Origin of the sequence: Streptomyces sp. SS7 (genome assembly GCF_037993025.1) — a bacterium.
Taxonomy (GTDB): domain Bacteria; phylum Actinomycetota; class Actinomycetes; order Streptomycetales; family Streptomycetaceae; genus Streptomyces.
This window is the reverse complement of record NZ_CP141223.1, coordinates 9260472-9280451: the sequence shown is the minus strand read 5'-3', so window position 1 is coordinate 9280451 and position 19980 is coordinate 9260472. Positions and strand designations below refer to the sequence as shown.

11 protein-coding genes and 2 pseudogenes are annotated in these 19980 nt (G+C 72.2%); 6 read left to right on the top strand and 7 right to left on the bottom strand.

Annotated elements, in window-relative coordinates; genetic code table 11:
- Nucleotides 1–52 precede the first annotated feature (52 nt).
- A complete protein-coding gene (locus U5640_RS41710) occupies nucleotides 53–4711 on the top strand; it encodes an Ig-like domain repeat protein (RefSeq protein WP_340384423.1) in 4659 nt (1552 codons plus the stop codon).
- An 84-nt stretch (nucleotides 4712–4795) separates the two neighbouring features.
- Here U5640_RS41710 and U5640_RS41705 read toward each other — a convergent pair whose 3' ends face one another.
- Both U5640_RS41705 and U5640_RS41700 read right to left on the bottom strand, forming a co-directional pair.
- Complete coding sequence (locus tag U5640_RS41705) at nucleotides 4796–5671, bottom strand: universal stress protein (protein WP_340384422.1); 876 nt, start codon at nucleotides 5669–5671, stop codon at nucleotides 4796–4798.
- Nucleotides 5672–6019: 348 nt separating this feature from the next.
- Nucleotides 6020–6672, bottom strand: a pseudogene (locus tag U5640_RS41700) (universal stress protein).
- Between the two features lie 232 nt (nucleotides 6673–6904).
- Here U5640_RS41700 and U5640_RS41695 point away from each other — a divergent pair.
- Nucleotides 6905–7606, top strand: a complete 702-nt coding sequence (locus U5640_RS41695) for a CBS domain-containing protein (protein WP_340384421.1) — start codon at nucleotides 6905–6907, stop codon at nucleotides 7604–7606.
- Nucleotides 7607–7640: 34 nt separating this feature from the next.
- Nucleotides 7641–8294: a CBS domain-containing protein gene (locus U5640_RS41690; protein ID WP_340384420.1), complete on the top strand. Its 654-nt coding sequence runs from the start codon at nucleotides 7641–7643 to the stop codon at nucleotides 8292–8294.
- Between the two features lie 183 nt (nucleotides 8295–8477).
- On the opposite strand, the gene U5640_RS41685 is transcribed toward U5640_RS41690, so the two are convergent.
- From U5640_RS41685 to U5640_RS41665, 5 genes and pseudogenes are all read right to left on the bottom strand, one after another.
- Nucleotides 8478–9302, bottom strand: a complete 825-nt coding sequence (locus tag U5640_RS41685; RefSeq protein WP_340384419.1) for a universal stress protein — start codon at nucleotides 9300–9302, stop codon at nucleotides 8478–8480.
- Between the two features lie 461 nt (nucleotides 9303–9763).
- Nucleotides 9764–10768: a hypothetical protein gene (locus U5640_RS41680; RefSeq protein ID WP_340384418.1), complete on the bottom strand. Its 1005-nt coding sequence runs from the start codon at nucleotides 10766–10768 to the stop codon at nucleotides 9764–9766.
- A 446-nt stretch (nucleotides 10769–11214) separates the two neighbouring features.
- A complete protein-coding gene (locus tag U5640_RS41675) occupies nucleotides 11215–12117 on the bottom strand; it encodes a universal stress protein (protein WP_340384417.1) in 903 nt (300 codons plus the stop codon).
- Nucleotides 12118–12896: 779 nt separating this feature from the next.
- On the bottom strand, nucleotides 12897–13100 hold the full coding sequence (locus U5640_RS41670) for a hypothetical protein (protein ID WP_340384416.1): 204 nt from the start codon (nucleotides 13098–13100) through the stop codon (nucleotides 12897–12899).
- Between the two features lie 327 nt (nucleotides 13101–13427).
- Nucleotides 13428–13610, bottom strand: a pseudogene (locus U5640_RS41665) (hypothetical protein); the annotation flags it as partial.
- A 172-nt stretch (nucleotides 13611–13782) separates the two neighbouring features.
- Here U5640_RS41665 and ppdK point away from each other — a divergent pair.
- The 3 genes from ppdK to adhE all read left to right on the top strand — a co-directional run bounded on the left by ppdK (nucleotide 13783) and on the right by adhE (nucleotide 19947).
- Complete coding sequence (gene ppdK, locus U5640_RS41660; RefSeq protein ID WP_340384415.1) at nucleotides 13783–16467, top strand: pyruvate, phosphate dikinase; 2685 nt, start codon at nucleotides 13783–13785, stop codon at nucleotides 16465–16467.
- 16 nt (nucleotides 16468–16483) lie between these two features.
- A complete protein-coding gene (locus tag U5640_RS41655; RefSeq protein WP_340384414.1) occupies nucleotides 16484–17131 on the top strand; it encodes a CBS domain-containing protein in 648 nt (215 codons plus the stop codon).
- Nucleotides 17132–17265: 134 nt separating this feature from the next.
- Complete coding sequence (gene adhE, locus U5640_RS41650) at nucleotides 17266–19947, top strand: bifunctional acetaldehyde-CoA/alcohol dehydrogenase (RefSeq protein WP_340384413.1); 2682 nt, start codon at nucleotides 17266–17268, stop codon at nucleotides 19945–19947.
- Nucleotides 19948–19980 lie beyond the last annotated feature (33 nt).

Sequence of the window (19980 nt, the reverse complement as noted above, 5' to 3'; positions counted from 1 at the left end):
CAGGAGGAGGGTGTCGCCCTTGTCCCTCGATCTGCTTGCGCGGTCGCGTGCTGTGAGCACCACGGTTTCCGCTGCCCGCATCGCCACCATCCCGGTCGGTGACAGCCCGGCAGGTGTGGCCATCGCCCGCCGGGGCCGGGCCGGTTACGTGACGAACTTCGGCTCGGGCACGGTCACTGCCCTGGACACCGTCACCCGGTCCGCCGTCGCCACGGTCACGGTGGGCTCCGGCCCGTGGGGAGTCGCCGTCAACCCGGCCGGGACGGAAGCGTATGTGGGCAACTTCGCCTCCGGGACAGTCAGCGTGATCGCCACCGCGACCCAGACCGTCACCGCGACGATCGGCGGCATCTCCGCACCGATGGGCATCGTCTTCTCCCACGACGGCACCCGCGCCTACGCGGTCAGCCAGGACACCGGCAGTCTGATCACGGTGGACACCGCCACGCGCGTGGCCGTGGCGAGCGTGGCGGTGGGAAACACCCCGTATGAGGTGGCTCTCTGCCCGGACGCCCCCTACGTGTACGTCAGCAACTTCGGCGACGGCACGATCACCGTCGTCAACACCGATACGAACACGGCCGTAGCGACCATCGGAGGGTTCACCCAGCCACAGGCTGTGGCCGTCACACCCGACGGGCAGCGGCTGTACGTCGCCGACCGGGGCAGCGGCCTGGTCAGTGTCGTGGACACCACCACATACAGAGTGGCCACCGCGATCGGCGGCTTCGACGCTCCCGTCTCCCTGGCCGTCGGCCCTCGTGGCGCGCTGGCTTATGTCACCGAGAGCGGCTCCGGTTCGGTCGCGGCGATCGACCTGGCCACGAACGTCCGGTCCGCCACCGTCACCGGGCTCGGCCGGCCCGGCGGGATCGCCGTGACCCGCGACAGCCGCAACATCTACGTCGCGGACGGCGACACCGGCACGGTCACCGTCCTGAACATTCCGGTGGCTGTCTCGCCCGACCAGGGGCCCACCGGAGGGAGCACCACGGTCATTCTCAGCGGCCGCGGCTTCACCGGCGCCACCCAAGTGCGCTTCGGTTCTCGCCCAGCCGCATCGTTCTCGGTCGTGGACGACTTCACCATCGCCGCCGTCACCCCCGCCGGCACCGGCGTCGTCCCGGTCACCGTCACCCTCGCGGGTGTCGCCCGCACGATCGGGACGTTCTTCTACCTGCAGCCCCCACGCATCCGGGCCATCTCCCCGACCACCGGGCCGAACGAGGGCGGCAACACCGTCACCGTCACCGGCATCGGTCTTTACACCACCCAGGAGGTACGGATCGGGCCCGTCAGCGTGTATCCGACGGTTGTCTCCGACAGCCAGCTCGTCCTCGCCGCGCCTCCCGCGCCACCCGCCCCGCCCAGGCGCACCGTCAGTGCGCCAGTGGTGGTGACCGCCTTGGGCGGCATCTCCATCGGCCCCGCCTACACCTACGTCGACCCGCCGACGACGACTGTGCTGACTTCCTCCTCGGAACTGCCCGTCGTCGGCGAGCCGGTCGTGTTCACCGCGGCCGTCGCTCCCGCCGCTCCTGCGGCCGGCGCGCCGACGGGCACAGTCTGGTTCGACTTCGGCGCCGGCACCGTCCCGGTCACCGCCGTGGTGGTGGACGGGCTGGCAACAGTGACCCACAGCTACACCACCACCGGCGGCAGCCCGTACACGGTCACCGCCGCCTACAGCGGCGATGACGACTTCGCCCCGTCGTCGGACACCGTGGAGCAGGCCGTGGGGCAGGCACCGACCTCAACGACGGTTCTGTCCTCCCCGGAGCCCTCCAACCCCGATACACCGGCGACCGTCACCGCGCGGGTCGTCGTGGCCGCCCCCGGCGCCGGGCAGCCCACGGGCACGGTGACCGTCGACTTCGGCGACGGCACACCGGCCGCCGTCGAGACCCTGGTGGCCGGCGTGGCTACGGTCACCCACGCCTACCCCGCCACCGAAACCACCTACACGATCACCGCCTCCTACAGCGGAGACACCGACTACGCCCCCTCCGGCGACGTCAGCACCCACCGGGTGCGCTCCGGTGTCCAGGCCACCACCACGACGGTGATCTCCGCACCCGATCCGTCGACGGCCTGGCAGCCGGTGACCTTCACCGCCACCGTCGCGCCGGTCACCGCCGGGGCCGGTACCCCCACCGGCATCGTCACCTTCGACTTCGGCGACGGCACGCCCACCGGGCAGGCACCCGTGGCGGACGGGATCGCCGCCGTCAGCCACACCTACACCTCCGCGACCGGCAGCCCCTACCCGGTCATCGCCGTGTACGCCAGCGACACTGCAACGCTCAGCTCCTCCGCGGGGCACGATCTCCATACGGTGAACCGGGCCCCCACGACCACTGCGCTCAGCTCCTCACCCGAGCCATCTGTGACGGGCCGGCCGGTCACCTTCACCGCGACCGTCACACCGGACACCGCTGGGGCGGACCTACCGACGGGCACCGTCATCTTTGACTTCGGGGACGGTACGGCGCCGGCCGCTGCCCCTGTCGACGACGGCACGGCCGTGATCACGCACGCCTACGCCGCCAGCGGCAGCCCGTACCCGGTCACCGCCACCTACGACGACGGGGAGAACTTCGCCGGCTCCACCACGACGCGCACCCACACCGTGGAACCGGCATCGACGAAGATCGAGGTGGTGTCCGCGCCGAATCCGTCCGTGGTGGGGGAGCCGGTCACTTTCATCCTCACCGTGACAGCCGACGACCCCGGGGCGGGGACCCCCACCGGCAGCGTCACCCTCGACTTCGGCGACGGCACCACCCCCGTCACGCTGACGCTGACCGAGGCGTCGGCCACGACCACCCACACCTGTACGAGCGCCGTCGACAGCCCGTACCCGGTCACCGCCACCTACGGCGGCGACGCGGACTTCACCGGCTCCACCACCACCGACACGCACCGGGTGCGCCGGGGGTTGACCCTCACCAACGTCACCTCGTCGCCGGATCCGTCGGTGGTCGGCACGAGCGTCACTTTCACCGCCTCTGTCGCACCTCTGGCCCCCGCAGAAGGCCTCCCCGCCGGCACGGTCGAGTTCGACTTCGGGGACGGCACGACACCGGTCGCAGCCACCCTGACCGACGGCACCGCCACCGTCGTCCATGTCTTCGCCGCAAGGGCCGGCAGTCCGTACACGGTCACCGCGACCTACGAAGGAAGCCTCGACTTCGTCTCCTCCAGCGGGACGGACACGCACGCCGTGGACCGGGCGTCGACGGCCACGGTTGTGGGTTCGTCGCCGGATCCGTCGGTGGTGGGCCAGCCGGTGACCTTCACCGCCACCGTCGCGCCCGTCGCTCCCGGGGCGGGCACCCCCACCGGCACGATCACCTTCAACTTCGGCGACGGCACCACCCCGGTCACCGCACCACTGGCCGGTGACACCGCCACCGTCACACGGGCTTATACCGACCGGAAGGATGTCCCGTACACGGTCACCGCCGCCTACGGCGGCGACACGGACTTCACAGGCCCGAACGGCACGGACACGCACACCGTGAACCGGGCGTCGACGCTCACGACGGTCAGTTCGTCGCCGGATCCGTCCGTGGTGGGCCAGCCGGTGACCTTCACCGCCGCCGTCGTCCCCCTCGCCCCTGGAACAGGCACCCCCACCGGCACCGTCACCTTCAGCTTCGGGGACGGCACCACCCCCGTCACCGCCACCCTGACCAATGGCACCGCCACCGCCACCCGCCCCTACGCCACCAGGACCGGCAGCCCCTGCACGGTCACCGCCACCTACAACGGAACCCCGGCGTTCTCGGGCTCCAGCGGAACGGACGTGCATACCGTGAGCAGGTCATCGACCACCACGACGGTCAGCTCGTCACCGGATCCGTCGGTGGTGGGCCAGCCGGTGACCTTCACCGCCACCGTCGTCCCCCTCGCCCCTGGAACAGGCACCCCCACCGGCACGGTCACCTTCAGCTTCGGGGACGGCACCACCCCCGTCACGGCCACCGTGACCGATGGCGCGGCTACGGTCACGCGGGCTTACACCGCCAGGAGCGGCAGTCCGTACACGGTCACCGCGACCTACGGCGCAAGCCCCGACTTCGCCGGCTCCAGCGGCACGGACACGCAGACCGTCAACCCGGCATCGACCACGACGACGGTCAGTTCGTCGCCAAATCCGTCGGTGGTGGGCCAGCCGGTGACCTTCACCGCCACCGTCGCGCCCGTCGCTCCCGGGGCGGGCACCCCCACCGGCACGATCACCTTCGACTTCGGGGACGGCACCACCCCGGTCACCGCCACTTTGGCCAATGGCACCGCCACCGCCACCCGCCCCTACACCACCAGGTCCAGCGGCCCGTTCACCGTCACCGCCACCTACAACGGCAGCAGCAGCTTCGCCGGGTCCGGCGGAACGGGCCCTCACACCGTGAACCGGGCGCAGTCAGCGACCACGGTCGTCTCCTCCCCGGACCCCTCACGTCCGGGGCAGGACGCGACCGTGACGGCGACCGTCACAGCCGTTCCACCAGGAGCGGGCACCCCCACCGGCTCCGTCACCTTCACCATCGGCAACCGCTCACCCATCACTCTCCCCCTCGTCAACGGGACCGCCGACACAACCACCAACACCTTGAGCGTCGGCACCCACCCCATCACCGTCGCCTACACCGGCAGTTCGAACTTCGCCAGTTCCAGCGGCACGGACACCCACACCGTCGCGCCCTGACCTGGCGGCCCGTCTTGCGGCCCGCATGAGTCAAGCCCGACGGGAGCACGGGTGCCTATATCCAGTCCCACCTCTCCGTGGGCCTCAGACACGCTGAGGTACGACGGCCACCGGGCAGGCGGAGTGATGCAGCAGGGTGTGGGCGACCCTGCCGAGCTGGAGACCGAAGTGTCCGTGCCTGCGGACGGCTCCGACGACGATCAGGTCGGCGTCGGCCGCCGCGTCCAGCAGGACGCGGTGGGCCGGCCCCTCGACCGTGTGGTGGTGGACGGAGAGGTCGGGATGTTCCCGCACGACTTCGCGCAGAGCGTCCTCCAGTTCCGTGGAGGCCCGAGCGTCGCCTGCCTCGGCGGAGTCATCCGCGGCGGGAGGATTGTCCCCGTGTTCGTGGGCCGGGCGACGCCAGGCCCGTACGGCCGTCAGGGCGCAGCCGCGCGCCTGCGCCTCGCGGGCGGCGAACCGCACAGCGCCCGAGCGGTCGGCGGCTTCACCGACGCCCACCACGACCCGGCCGAGGGATCCTCGGACGTTGGGCCCCGCGCCCCGGACAACGACGACCGGGCACGCCGCGCGTGCCGCGACCGCGAGGCTGACCGATCCCAGGAGCAATCCGGACACCTCACCCCGCCCGCGTTCCCCCACGACCAGGGCGAACGCGTCGGGCGCCGTGCGCAGCAGCGCGGAGACGGCGTCGTCGGGCAGTACCTCCTCGGACACCTTCACCTCCGGGTCCCGGAGCCCGGCGCGTTGGGCGCAGGCGGCGAGTATGTTCTGCGCCATCACCTCTCCGGCGCGACGACCGGTGGTGAACGACGGCAGTGCGCGCTCGTAACGCTCCCACCGGAAGGCGTGGAGCAACCGCAGCGGCAGGCCGTGCCGTGCCGCCTCATCCACCGCCCAGTCGACCGCCAGCAGGCTGGAGTCCGATCCGTCGACGCCCACGACCAGCGGGAGTTCCATCGCCGCCACCGCCTTCCCGTACGGCTGCTGAGAGACCCCCTGTGAACACCGTCGCACCGCCCGCGAGCCACCGCGACACGGGTCGGGCCACTCCGGTCGGGTTGCGGTGGTACGCCCGATGAGGCAGGGACATCGTGCGGGCCCCGACCGGCCGAGATGTCGGCGCTGTGCCGGTCCTGGTGGCCGCGCGCGTCGGGGTCGGCATGGAACGAGAGCCGCCACCTGACTGTCGGACGATGCTCGTGGGTTCACGTCCGCCACGGGCTCCCTGGGTTTCGGCGGCCGTCTCGCCGGTTCGCCGCTACGGAATCGGCGGCGCGTTGCCCTCGTGTGCGGGCCGGCCCGGTGTCACCAGGGCCGTCCGGGGCGGACCAGCGGCCGTCCGGACCCGCATACCGGGACGGTGATGACGGGACAGCGGGCGTGGTGCAGCGCTCCCTGGCTCACCGAGCCGAGCAGCATGCCCGTGAAACCGCCGTGCCCGCGGGTTCCCACGACCAGGCCGAGGGCGTGTTGCGAGGCCTGCGTGAGGACCCGTCCGGGTGGCCGCGGACGACTTCGTGGTGCAGTTCCACCCCGGGGTGTGCGGTGAGCGGAAGCGCCACCGAGGCAGAGGTGAACGGTGCGCCCCCGGTGCTCAGGTGCCAGGAGCCCACCACGACCATCGAGGCGCTCTGCGCCTCCTCGCGCAGGACCCACGCGGGCTCCCCGTCCGCCGACGACGCCGACACCTCCACCGCCGGCCGCCGGGACTCGACGAAGGCGACGGCTTGCGCGAGCACCCGTTCCCCGGCGGACCGCAGCGTGCGGCTCCCCTGCTCCCAGGACGGCCGTGTCTCTCCCGACCGGTAACCGCCGTAGGGCACTGCCCGGACATGGACGAGCCGCAGCGGCAGCGCCCGCCGGTCCGCCTCGTCGGCGGCCCAGGCGAGAGCCAGCCGCTTCGAGGGGTCCGGATCGACACCCACGACGATCGGCCGACGTCCGTCCACACCGTTCATGGCACCTCCAGGGTGCTCTCCGCGCCGCCGTGTGTCCGCTCCGCTCTCCCTCCAGCCTCACTCCCTGCGGCGGGTGCCGCACGCCGCGGCCGGACGAGGGTGCCGGCCCGGACGGCGTGTGACGGGCCGTGGCCGCGTTGCCGTCCGGTCGGGACCGTCCGGCCCATGCGGCTCAGGTCCGCCGGGCGGACAGTGGAAGCAGGCACGTACGCGACGCGAGGAGGCGGGAGCCATGCGGCACCGGACCGTGAGCGACCTCATGACCACGCCGGTCGTGAAGGTGCGCCGGGACACCGGCTTCAAGGAACTGGCCAAACTGCTCGCCGAGCACGACATCACCGCCGTACCGGTCGTGGACGACGAGGAACACGCGGTGGGTGTGGTCTCCGAGGCGGACCTGCTGCGCAAGGAGGCCGCCCTGCTGGATCCGGCGGGCCTGCTGCCGGTGCTGCGCCCACGGCCCGCCGACCGGGCCAAGGCGGCGGCCACGACCGCGGAAGGGCTGATGCACAGCCCGGTCGTGACGGCCAGGCCGCAGTGGACGGCGGTGGAGGCGGCCCAGGTCATGGAGCGGCACCACGTCAAACGGCTGCCGGTGGTCGACGAGGCCGACCGGCTGGTGGGCCTGGTCAGCCGGACCGACCTGCTGCGGGTGTTCCTCCGGGGCGACAGCGCCATCCGGGAGGAGATCTCGGGAGAGGTACTCCTGCGCACGCTCGGCATCGCGCCCGGCGCGGTCACCGTGCGGGTCGTCGACGGCCGAGTGTCGCTGAAGGGCACCGTCGAGCGCAAGTCGCTCGTCCCGGTCGTCATCCGTCTGTGCCAGGGCGTGGACGGGGTGGTCGACGTGTCTGCGGAGCTGCACCACCGGGTGGACGACACCTCCACGGTGCCGGAGCCCGAGGTGCCGCGCCGTGCGGGACCGGCCACATGAGCGGGCAGGCGAACACGAGACGAGGTGACCGGACATGACCGGGAGTCCGTACAAGGTGAGCGATGTGATGACCCAGACGGTCGTTGCCGTCGGACGTGACGCTCCGTTCAAAGAGATCGTGCGGACCATGGAGCAGTGGAAGGTCAGCGCCATGCCGGTGCTGGAGGGCGAGGGGCGCGTCGTCGGTGTCGTCTCCGAGGCGGACCTCCTGCCCAAGGAGGAGTTCCACGACGAGGAGCAGAGCCTCTCCCAGCAGCGGCAGCGCCTGGCCGATGTCGCCAAGGCAGGTGCCACCAGGGCGGAGGAACTGATGAGCACCCCGGCCGTCACGGTCCATCCCGGCGCCACGCTCGCCCAGGCCGCGAGGATCATGGCCGTCCGGCACGTCAAGCGGCTGCCCGTGGTCGACGACATCGCCATGCTCCAGGGCATCGTCAGCCGTGCCGATCTGCTCAAGGTCTTCCTGCGGCCGGACGACGAGATAGCCGACGAGGTCCGCCGGACGGTGGTGTCCTCCCTGTATCCGACTGCGGGCCACTCGCTCGACGTCACCGTGCACGAGGGGGTCGTCACCCTGCGCGGACATGTGCGCGACACCGCGCTCGTCCCGATCGCCGTACGCCTCATACGCGCCGTCGAAGGGGTCGTCGACGTCGAGCCGCAGCTCACCGGCCACGACACCGCATGAGGCGGGAAGCGATGAACGCCTGACGCCCGTTTGAACGGCCGACGTGGACCAGGACGGACGGAGACACTCGTCGGTACGTGGAGGAGGCCGCCGATCGGGCCGGAGCGAGCCGGTCGGCGTCCGCCGCTGCCGCGGACCGCGCTATGACGGTACGCTCCCGCGAGTTGGCCGTCGGCGGCCCGGTCACCGGTTCTCTCCCTCTTCGTGGATCACCGCGACGGGGCAGTCGGCGTGCCGCAGGGCCGCTCGGCTGATCGTGGCCCGCAGGGCGGCGGGCCATCCGCCCCGGCGCCGGGTACCGACCACGACGAGTTGGGCGTGTGCGCTCGCTTCGATCACCGCCCGGCGGGTCCCGCCCCGGACCCGGGCACGACGCACGTGGACGTCCCCGTACTTCTCCCGCAGCGCCGCCAGTGGGCCGTGGTTCCCGTCCTGAGGCCGCCCGTTGCGCGGCGCGGACCCGTTCAGCACCACCACGTCGGTTTCGCGTGCCGCCGCTTCGGCGAAGGCGAACTCGGCCGCTCGCCGGCCGAGGCGGCCGTTGTCGCAGGCGAGCACGACGACACCGACTCTCTGAGGTCCGCCCCGGACCATCAGTACCGGAGAACCTCCGCCGGCGGCCAGCCGGGCGGCGACGGAACCGCGGCGTCCCCCGCCGAACCGGCTCACGGGTCGGCTGCCCACGACGGTGAGCGACGAACCTCGGGACTCGGTCTCCAGCACCGACGCCGGTTCACCCATGAGGACCGTGTGGGTGACACGCACACCGGGCGCGGCGCCGCGAGCCCGGCGCTCGGCCTCTGTCAGCGCGCCGCCGGCAGGACCGCGTGATCGGCTTCCGCCCGGATCCCACGGAGGCACGCCCGGCGGCACCGGGACCGTCGGCCACTCGCAGGCGTGCGCCAGCCGGAGCTCCACCCCCAGGCGCTCGGCCTCCCTCGCGGCGGCCTCCACCGCGGCCAGGCTCGTCGCCGAGCCGTCCACTCCCACCAGTACGGGGCCGCTCATGACGGCTCCCCCCCTTTCCCCTAGGGCCCGGCGGCCCCGTGCTACTTCCTCGCTCCACCGTCCCTTCGCGCACATCGCTCCGGCAGGGGCCGGTCGGTCCCTGAAGCGCACCGTCCGGCCCTGTCCCTGCGGGCTCGCGACACCGTCATGAGGCTTGAGGCAATGGAGGGAACCGCGCGCGGTCGTCGACAGCTCCGGCCACCTCTCGCGCCGGCCACGGAAGGTGTGTCATGACCGGACGCATGGTGGCCGGACCCGTGGGGGCCGGACCCGTGGGGGCCGGACCCGTGGGGGCCGGACCCGTGGGGGCCGGACCCGTGGGGGCCGGACCCGTGGGGGCCGCACCCGTGGGGGCCGCACCCGTCGTGATCGGACCCGTCGTGATCGGACTCGACGCATCGTCCGGGAGCGTGACGGCCGCGTGGTGGGCCGCCGAAGAGGCCACTCGCAGGCGTTCCAGATCACGTGAGGTCGGCGTCGGGCGTCCTGAGGACCTCGGCGACCGGCCGCCGGGGCAGCGGTCGTACACACGACGGATGTCCGAGACGGAACATCATCTGCGGGAAGGCGCCGCCGCTCAGCGTCTGCCGGATCCTCACCCTCAGGGAAGGCACTTCCAGCGGCTGGGTGAGGAAGGCCGCCATGACCCCGCGGTCCGCCGCTTCGAGCAGGATCCGCTGGAGGGCCGCACCGGCGCGGAGCCAGGCCGCGGGGTCGTCACGGTCCGTACCGAGGATCGCGACCGGTCCGGTTCGCGAGGGTCGGCGCTGCGGAGGGGCGGGGAACATCCGGGTGAGGCCGACGTAGTCCCGTCCGGGGAAGGTCGTGAGGTCCGGGTGCGTCGCGTCGATGTCGAGGGGAATCCCGTCGTACCGCGGCTCGTCGGGCCACCAGGTCCACCGCCGCTGCTCGGCGGCGTAGTCCGGGCGTGATCTGTGCGCGTCCTCGGCGAGCCGCACCAGCTCGGCCAAGTCCCGTCGGCCCGCCCGGCCGGTGACGAAGTCGAGCGTGGCGCCCGCGCGATGTGCGTGGTCACGCAGATCGTCGGCCAGTGACGGAGGCAGCTGCTCCGCCAGGAACGGCCCGCGCACCGTGTGCCGGCGCCGCAGGGCACCGAACAGGCGCTCGACCTCGGGCGAGGGGCGCTGATGGGCACCCCACGCCACCCGGGCCAGGAACGCCGGGTCCGCCGGGCTCGGGAAGTACTCGACGACCGGGGTGAAACCCAGGTGGAGCATCGCCAGCCGGACGTTGAGAAGAGCGGCACCACAGCTGATGACCGATTCCCGGCCGGCGGGGTCGGCGACGGGAAGTCTCCGGGTTCCGTCGATGTGCACCTCGATGCCCCTGTCCCCGTCCTCGGCGACGAAGGTCCAGGGCTGCGTGTTGCACGGAGATGGAGCGGTGACGGCGGCCCGGACCAGGTAGCCGGATGCGTGAGAGGGGCCTGCGTGGACGGCGAACATGATCAGGACCACCCTTTCTACGACACCGTGCGGTCGGCGGGTCGGCCGAGGCCCCGCCCGCGACGTCAGCCGTGCGGGACCATCACGACCGGCCGCCGCACGTGGTGGAGCAGTGCGTGCGCCACCGGCCCGGTGTGCGCGTGAGCGACGGTGGCCAGGGCGACCGGGCCCGACATGAACCCGCCGACGCCGCCCGTCCCCTGACTGCAAGGGCTCCACGCAGCACTCTCCGCGCGTGGTACTGCGGTACGCGGATCTCCGGCAGGTCCGCGTCGGCACCGTCGTCGGGCAGGCCCTCCCAGGCGTGTACCGGACGGAGCGGCAGTCTGCGGCGAAGGGCTTTCCCGGCCGCCCGGTCAGCCGCTGCGAGGCTCTCCTGCGAACCGTCCGGACCGGCCACCACCGGCCCCGTCATGACCTGCGCCGTCTCGGACATGCCCGCCTCCTCAGAAATGGGGGACGACGGCGACAGGGCAGCCGACATGGTGGATCGCGGCATGGGTGACGGCTCCGGTGCGGGGGCCGACGGGGCGTTCGGCGAGGCGGTGTCCCACGACGAGGAGGCTTGCTCCGGTGGCGGCCCGGACGAGCGCCGTGGAGGGCTTCTCGTCCACGACCGTCTCGAGGACCTCGACATCGGGGTACTTGTCGCGCCACACCCGGAGCACGGCCCTGAGGAATGCCAGCCACTCCTCGCCCTGCCAGGTGTCCTTCGCCGGACCGGTGTCACCGAGGCCGAGGCCGATGGGGTCGGCCGTGTGCCAGGCGTGCACGGCCCGCAGGCGGGCGTGCCGGAGCCGGGCCGCTTCGAAGGCGAACTCGATGACCTCGTCGCAGGCCTCAGCGAGGTCGACGGCGAGTACGACGTCCCGGTAGCCGGTGTCCGTCGCGTCGCTTCCGTCACCTGCCGGTACGTGTTCGTCCGCCGCCTCCTCGTCCGCCCGGACGAGGACGACGGGGCACGTCGACTTCGCGACCACGCCCAGCGCCACGGAACCCACGAGGAACCCGGCGAACCCGCTCAGCCCACGCGAGCCCAGGACCACGAGGTCGGCCTGGTCCGCCGCCTTCAGCAGGGCGGCGACGGCCGGGCCCTCCTTCTGTTCGTCGGTGAGACGGACGCCGGGGCACTCGGCACGGACGCGTGCTTCCGCCTGCCGCAGGGAACGCCCGGCCAGATGCCGCTGGGCGGCGCCGGCGATCTCGCGTTCCTGCCGGCGGGGGTGCCACTCCCAGGCGTGCACCAGGTGAAGCGACGTGTCCCGTCGCTCGGCCTCGCGCGCCGCCCATGCGGCAGCGGCCAGGCTTTCGACGGATCCGTCGACTCCGGCGACAACGGGTCGAAGCATCTCGGCACCTCCCACGCTCGGTCTGTCCTCCGGTACCAGCGTCACTCCGCGGCCCGTGCGAGGGCAGAGGCTGCCCGGTCCCCGCCGGGGGCCGTACGGCCCCTCCGCATGAGGCCCCGCCGTCGGTCCGGTAGGAGGAGGTGACGCATGTCGCCCCGTGGCACGCGGATGACTCGGGCCGGGATGGCACCCAGGTGGACGCCCTCGCCCGTGGTGCCGCCCTGGAGGTCGGCGATGTCCCCGCGCAGGGTTTTTTGGCAGTACCGCCACGCCGCTCAGTCCATCCCGTGCCTCATCCGCCGCCGGGCGACGACGTCGTCGAGTTCGACCTTCGACGCCGCCCGGCGTCGCACGGCGGGCGATTCCTCCAGGTCCAGCCCCACAACGACCTCGCGGTACGGTGTGCTGCTCGACGCGCCGTTCCGTACGTGCCACCACGGCGAGGGCGACGGAGCCGACCAGGAACCGGACCACCGTGTCGAGACGCCGGGACCCGCGGACCAGCGGTCCGGTGTCCTCCGCGGCCGCCGGCAGAGCCGGGACGGCCTCGTCCTCGGCAGGCGTCATGGTGATCCGCAGGTCGGGGTGGCGTTCCGTGAGCCGGGACCGCGTCTCGCGCAGCAGGTGGGCGGCCCAGTCTGCGGCGGCGAGGCCGGCAGGCATGTGCGGACTTCCTTCAGGGGTGCGCCGTCAGTCTCCGGAGCACCCCGCTGCCGCAGGAGGGGCCGAGGCCGGGAACCAAGTCCCCAGCCCATCGGAACCAGTACCGGTCAGGCGCCTCAGCAGTGCACCGACGTGCGGTGGCGGTGGTCCTTCCGAGCCAGCCGCTGCGGCGCCTGCGGCGGCGCCTCGGGGGCCCGACGGCGCAGCAGCCGTACGGCAAGACTGTCGAAGGCCGCCGCGAGAACACATGTCAGCCCCATGGCCGGCACGAGCAGCGCCACGAACCGTTCCCAGAACTCCGGTGTGAGACTGGTACCCACTGTCCTCAGCCCTCCCTGGTCGCGTCGTTCTCCCTGCTTCCAGCCAACTCCGCGACGGGGCGCGGCGCTTGAGCCGAGAGAACCGCGGAGAGGTGCGGAGCGGCCCTCGTACGCGGGGCCGCAGGGCCCGGTGCGCGTCGGCAGACCTGGGGCCGGTCGGCCCTGGCGTCCGTGCCGGTCCCGGTGGTGTGCTGGGGGTGGCGGGAAGGACCCGACACGGACGCGGAGAAGCGGTCACGAAGTGCCGCGCACCGCGCAATCAGGATCCGCGAGAAGCGGGTGGCGTCCTTCCCGCCCCTGGGCCATGCCCGGAGCGACGCACATCGGCTCCCGGCCGACCGACAGCACCGCCTCCGGCAGGCTGTCCACCCGGTCCCGGGTGCCGCGGACGGCGTCCAGGCGCGCCTGCAGCTCCTCCAGCAGCTCGTCCCGCCTCAGCTGCGGCAGCCGTATGCGTGCCTCCTCGAGGGGCTTCCCACCGGTACTCGTCCAGGTCCCCCGCCGCCGCATCGCGTCGCGCACCCCACGGCCGACGGATCAGGGCCGTCGACGGGAGGGAGACGGACCCGCCTGGGCCGACCGGCCCCATGGGCGGGACCGACAGCACCTGCCCCTTCCGGTCCCGGAGGACGGACGCTGGACAGGTACCCAGCCCGAAAGCCCATCGGAGGAGACCGGCGTCATGGTCCGTTACGTGTACGACTTCGCATCAGGCGGCCGGGACATGGCCGACCTGCTCGGCGGGAAGGGTGCGAACCTGGCCGAGATGACCCGGCTGGGCCTGCCCGTCCCGCCGGGCTTCACCGTGACCACCGAGGCCTGCCGGGCCTTCCTGGCCACCGGCGCCGAGCCGGACACGCTGGCCGGCGAGATCTCCGAACATCTCGTCGCCCTGGAGGAGGCCGCGGGACGGCGGCTGGGGCAGCCGGACGACCCGCTCCTGCTGTCCGTCCGCTCCGGGGCGCGGTTCTCCATGCCCGGCATGATGGAGACGATCCTCGACATCGGCCTGGGCGACGAGTCGGTGCTCGGCCTGGCGAAGGTGTCCGGGAACGAGCGCTTCGCCTGGGACTCCTACCGACGTCTCGTGCAGATGTTCGGCAGCACCGTCATGGGAGTCGACGGCTCTCTCTTCGAGAACGCCCTGGCCGACCTCAAGGGGGTCCGGGGCGCTGCGGACGACCTGGGCCTGAACGCGGCGGACCTGGCCGAGCTCGTCGGGACGTACCAGGACCTGATCCGCGCGGAGACCGGTGAGGACTTCCCGCAGTCCCCGGCCGAGCAGCTGCGCCGCGCGGTCCTCGCCGTCTTCGAATCCTGGAAGGGCGAGCGCGCCCGGCTGTACCGCCGCCGCGAGCACATCCCGGACGACCTGGGCACCGCCGTCAACGTGCAGACCATGGTCTTCGGCAACCTCGGAGCCGACTCCGGCAGCGGCGTCGCCTTCACCCGCGACCCTGCCACCGGGCGGCCCGGCCTGTACGGCGACTACCTGGCGAACGCGCAGGGCGAGGACGTCGTCGCAGGTATCCGCAACACCGTCCCGCTGACCGCCCTGGAGGATCTGGACCCGGTCTCGTACGGGCAACTGCGCGGCCACATGGGCACGCTGGAGACGCACTACCAGGATCTGTGCGACATCGAGTTCACCATCGAGCGGGGCAGGCTGTGGATGCTCCAGACCCGGGTCGGCAAGCGCACCGCCGAGGCCGCGTTCGCCATCGCGGCCGAGCTGGCCGACGAGGGGCTGATCACCCCTGACCAGGGCCTGGCCCGGGTCAGCGGGGACGGCCTCGCCCGGCTGATGTTCCCCCGGTTCGACACCTCGGCCGTCGGCGAGCCGCTCGCGCACGGTCTGCCGGCCTCGCCGGGTGCGGCGGTGGGCGCGGCGGTGTTCGACTCGGCCGAAGCGGTCCGCCGGGCTGCCGCGGGCGAGAAGGTCGTCCTCGTCCGTCAGGAGACCACGCCCGACGACCTCCCCGGCATGATCGCCGCACAGGCGGTCCTCACCAGCCGCGGCGGCAAGACCAGCCACGCCGCGGTGGTCGCTCGTGGCATGGGCACGGTGTGCGTGTGCGGCGCCGAGGAGATCACCGTCGACACCGCAGCACGCCGGTTCACCGTGGGCGGCACCGTCGTCGAGGAGGGCACGGTCGTCTCCGTCGACGGTTCCGAGGGCGCGGTGTACCTGGGCGCCGCTCCCCTGGTCGACTCCGCGGTCATGCGGTACTTCGAGACGGGCGAGCAGTCGGCCGGACTGGTCGAGGCCGTGGCCCGCGCCATGCAGCGGGCGGACGGCGCCCGGCGGCTCGAGGTGCGGGCGAACGCCGACACCCCCGAGGACGCCGCCCGGGCCCGGCGGTTCGGCGCGCAGGGCGTCGGACTGTGCCGCACCGAGCACATGTTCCTCGGCGAGCGCCGCAAGCTGGTCGAGGCGATGATCCTGGCACGCGACGAGACCGAGCGCGAGAAGGCGCTGCGCGCACTGCTGCCTCTGCAGCGGCAGGACTTCATCGGCATTCTCGAAGCGATGGACGGTCTGCCGGTCACCATCCGGCTCATCGACCCGCCCCTCCATGAGTTCCTGCCGGATCGCACCGCCCTCGCCGTGCGCATCGCCACCGCCGAGGCCCGGGGCACCGAGCCCGACCCGCACGACGCCGCACTCCTCGACGCGGTCAACCGGATGCACGAGGAGAACCCGATGCTCGGGCTGCGGGGAGTGCGCCTGGGCCTGGTCGTGCCGGGTCTGGTCGCCATGCAGGTGCGAGCGATCGCCGAGGCGGTCGTGGAGCGCACCCGGGCCGGGGGTTCTCCCGGGGCCGAGATCATGGTGCCGCTGGTCGGCGCCGTGGAGGAACTGCGCATCGAACGCGAGGAAGTGGAACGGGTCCTCGCCGAGGTCTCCGAGGAGTCCGGCGTCCCGGTGCACTGCCCGGTCGGCACCATGATCGAGCTGCCCCGGGCCGCGCTCACCGCCGGCCGGATCGCGGAGGAGGCGGAGTTCTTCTCCTTCGGCACCAACGACCTCACCCAGACCACCTGGGGCTTCTCCCGCGACGACGTGGAGGCGGCGTTCTTCTCCGCCTACCTCGACAGGGGAATCTTCGCCATCTCCCCCTTCGAGACGCTCGACCGTGCGGGTGTGGGCCGGCTGGTCCGGATCGCGGTCGACGAGGGCCGCGCCACGCGCCCGGACCTGAAGATCGGCGTCTGCGGCGAGCACGGCGGGGACCCCGACTCCGTCCACTTCTTCCACGCGGCCGGACTGGACTACGTCTCCTGCTCGCCGTTCCGCGTCCCGGTCGCACGTCTCGAGGCCGGCCGAGCCGCGCTCCCCGAGGTGGGGACGAGCGAGAGCAGATGACAAGGAGGTGGGTCGCATGGCCCGCATCGTCGGTGAGGTGATGACCGTCGACGTCGTCGAGGCGCACCCGGAGACGCCGTTCAAGGACGTCGTACGGCTGCTGGACCGACACCGGATCAGCGGCCTGCCCGTCCTGGATCACGACGACAAGGTCGTGGGAGTCATCTCGGAGACCGATCTGATCCGCCATCAGGCGTCTCGGCCCGTCGCCCGGGCCGTGACGGCGCGGGAGCTGATGTCGACGCCCGCGATCACCGTGCATCCGGAGCAACGGATCGCGGACGCCGCGCGGCTGATGGAGCGGCGTGGCGTCGAGCGGCTGCCGGTGGTGGACGAGGAGGACCGGCTGATCGGCATCGCCACCCGGCGTGACCTGCTGCGGGTGTTCCTGCGGACCGACGAGGAGATCCGCCGGGAGATCCTCGACGACGTACTGCCCCGCGCCCTCGGCCGGACCGCTCCCGAGGTGACCGTCTCGGTCCGGGACGGCGTGGTCACCCTGCACGGCCCCTGGGAACACGGCGCAGATCTGACGCTCGTGATCCGGCTGACGTACCGGGTCGACGGCGTGATCGGTGTCGTCAACAGGCCTCTTCTCCTTGGCACTTCGGGACCGTTCGGCCCGGTGAAGGGACCAACGGGACCTGCTCCCGGACCCCGCTGACGGGAGACGCTGCCGGAAGGCGCTGCCGGAAGGCGCTGCCGGCGGAGGCTGTACCGGCCCGTCCCGCGGTACCGCTCCTTCTCCGCGCCGCCCCGGCGCGGCGCTCCCCGACTCGACGACGGAGGCTCGCCCCCATGACCCGCCACGACGACCGCAGAGCGACCACCGACCCCGCCGGCGCGCCGTCCGACATCGGCATCGCGGTGGACCGCCTGGTGACGAACGGGCTGAAGGCACTCACCGACTACGAGACGCTCGACCAGGAACAGGTCGACCACATCGTCAAGAAGGCCTCGGTCGCCGCCCTGGACCAGCACACCGCGCTGGCCCGGCTCGCAGTGGAGGAGACCGGGCGCGGTGTCTTCGAGGACAAGGCCGCCAAGAACATGTTCGCCTGCGAGTACGTCACGCACAGCATGGGCCCGATGAAGACGGTCGGTGTCATCGCCCGCGACGACCTCGACGACATGACCGAGATCGCCGAACCGGTCGGAGTGGTCTGCGCGGTCACGCCCGTGACCAACCCGACCTCCACCACGATCTTCAAGGCGCTGATGGCGCTGAAGACCCGCAATCCCGTCGTGTTCGCCTTCCACCCCTCCGCCCAGCGCTGCAGCGCACAGGCTGCCCGTGTCGTGCGGGACGCGGCGGTCGCCGCGGGCGCGCCGGAGCACTGCGTGCAGTGGATCGAGACGCCGTCCGTCGAGGCGACCGGCACCCTGATGCGACACCCCGGGGTCTCACTCATCCTGGCCACCGGCGGCAACGCCATGGTCAAGGCCGCCTACTCGGCGGGCAAGCCCGCCCTGGGCGTGGGCGCCGGCAACGTTCCCGCCTACGTCCACCGCAGCGCCGACGTGCGCCGGGCCGTGAACGACCTGTCGCTGTCCAAGTCCTTCGACAACGGCATGATCTGCGCCTCCGAGCAGGCCGTCGTCCTGGACGAGGAGATCTACGACGCGGTTCTCGCCGAATTCCGCACCCTGCACGCCCACCTGGCCACCGACGAGGAGAAGGCGAGGCTGGAGACCTTTCTGTTCCCCGTCGCCGCGGCGGGCGCGGGTGGCGAGCCCAAGGTCAACTCCGCGGCGGTCGGACAGAGCGCGTCCTGGATCGCCGAGCAGGCGGGCTTCACCGTGCCCGTCGGCACTTCCCTCATCCTGGTGGAGGCCGACCGGGTCGGTCCTGACGAGCCCCTGACCCGCGAGAAGCTCTGCCCGGTCCTCACCGTCCTGCGGGCCGGTTCCGAGCAGCAGGGCTTCGACCTGGCCGCCGACATGGTCGCCTTCCACGGACAGGGCCACACCGCCGTCATCCACACCGGGGACCCCGCGCTGGCGGAGGCGTACGGCCGCCGTATGAAGACCGTGCGGATCATCGTCAACGCCCCGTCCTCGCAAGGCGCGATCGGCGGCATCTACAACAGCCTGTTGCCGTCGCTGACGCTGGGCTGCGGCTCCTGGGGCAGCACATCGGTGTCGAACAACGTCTCGGCCGCCCAGTTACTGAACGTCAAGCGCGTGTCCGCGCGCCGCAACAACCTCCAGTGGTTCAAGGTGCCGCCCAAGATCTACTTCGAGCCCCAGTCACTCCGCTATCTCACGTCGATGCCGGACGTCCACCGGGTCACCGTCGTCACCGACGCGACGATGACCCGCCTCGGCCTCGTCGACCGGGTCGAGCGCGTGCTGCGCCGGCGCCGGGAGCCGGTCACCGTCCAGGTCATCGACAACGTCGAACCGGAGCCCAGCATCGACTCCGTCCGGCGCGGCGCCCGCCTCATGGGCGACTTCCGTCCCGACACCATCATCGCCCTGGGCGGCGGCTCCCCCATGGACGCGGCCAAGGTGATGTGGCTGCTCTACGAGGAGCAGGCCGAGGGCAGGGACGTCGACTTCGCCGACATGCGGCACAAGTTCTCCGACATCCGCAAACGCGCCTTCCGCTTCCCGACCTTGGGCAGGCTGGCCCGCCTGGTGTGCGTCCCGACCACCTCCGGCACCGGCGCCGAGGTGACCCCGTTCGCCGTGATCTCCGACCCGGCCACCGGCAAGAAGTACCCGCTGGCCGATTACGCGCTCACCCCGAGCGTGGCGATCGTCGACCCCCTGCTCACCACCGGACTGCCTCGGGCGCTGGCCGCCGACAGCGGCTTCGACGCCCTCACCCACGCCATCGAGGCGTACGTGTCCGTCTACGCCAACGACTTCACCGACGGCCTCGCCCTGCACGCGATCCGGATGATCTTCGACCACATCGAGGCGGCCGTGAGCGACCGTGCGGGCCACCCCGAGGCGCGGGAGAAGATGCACAACGCCGGCACCATCGCGGGCATGGCCTTCGGCAACGCCTTCCTGGGCATCGTCCACGCCATGTCCCACACCCTGGGCGCCACGTTCCACATCGCGCACGGCCGCACCAACGCCGTGCTCCTGCCGCACGTCATCCGCTACAACGGCAGCGCCCCCACGAAGCTCACCGGCTGGCCCAAGTACGAGCACTACCGCGCCCCCGAACGCTTCCAGGACATCGCCCGCGCCCTCGGCCTGCCGGCGGCCACCCCGGCCGAGGGCGTCGAGTCCCTCGCCGCGGCGGTGGAACGGCTGCGCGGCGCCGTCGGCATCGAGCCGTCGTTCCAGGCCCTCGGCGTCGACGAGCACACCTTCCTCGACGCCCTGCCCCAACAGGCCCTCAACGCCTACGAGGACCAGTGTGCCCCCGCCAACCCCCGGATGCCCCTGCTCGACGACATGCGGGAACTCATGCGAACCGCCTACTACGGCCGCGCGGAAGCCGAGCAGAGCCAACAGCCGTAGTTCGCGTCCCCCGACGACCACGCCCTGCGCGCC

Bases quoted from the DNA above. Each gene is read 5' to 3' on its own strand.
- U5640_RS41705 (WP_340384422.1), bottom strand. From the start codon at position 5,671: ATGGAACTCCCGCTGGTCGTGGGCGTCGACGGATCGGACTCCAGCCTG.
- U5640_RS41695 (WP_340384421.1), top strand. From the start codon at position 6,905: ATGCGGCACCGGACCGTGAGCGACCTCATGACCACGCCGGTCGTGAAG.
- U5640_RS41690 (WP_340384420.1), top strand. From the start codon at position 7,641: ATGACCGGGAGTCCGTACAAGGTGAGCGATGTGATGACCCAGACGGTC.
- U5640_RS41685 (WP_340384419.1), bottom strand. From the start codon at position 9,302: ATGAGCGGCCCCGTACTGGTGGGAGTGGACGGCTCGGCGACGAGCCTG.
- U5640_RS41680 (WP_340384418.1), bottom strand. From the start codon at position 10,768: ATGTTCGCCGTCCACGCAGGCCCCTCTCACGCATCCGGCTACCTGGTC.
- U5640_RS41675 (WP_340384417.1), bottom strand. From the start codon at position 12,117: ATGCTTCGACCCGTTGTCGCCGGAGTCGACGGATCCGTCGAAAGCCTG.
- ppdK (WP_340384415.1), top strand. From the start codon at position 13,783: ATGGTCCGTTACGTGTACGACTTCGCATCAGGCGGCCGGGACATGGCC.
- U5640_RS41655 (WP_340384414.1), top strand. From the start codon at position 16,484: ATGGCCCGCATCGTCGGTGAGGTGATGACCGTCGACGTCGTCGAGGCG.
- adhE (WP_340384413.1), top strand. From the start codon at position 17,266: ATGACCCGCCACGACGACCGCAGAGCGACCACCGACCCCGCCGGCGCG.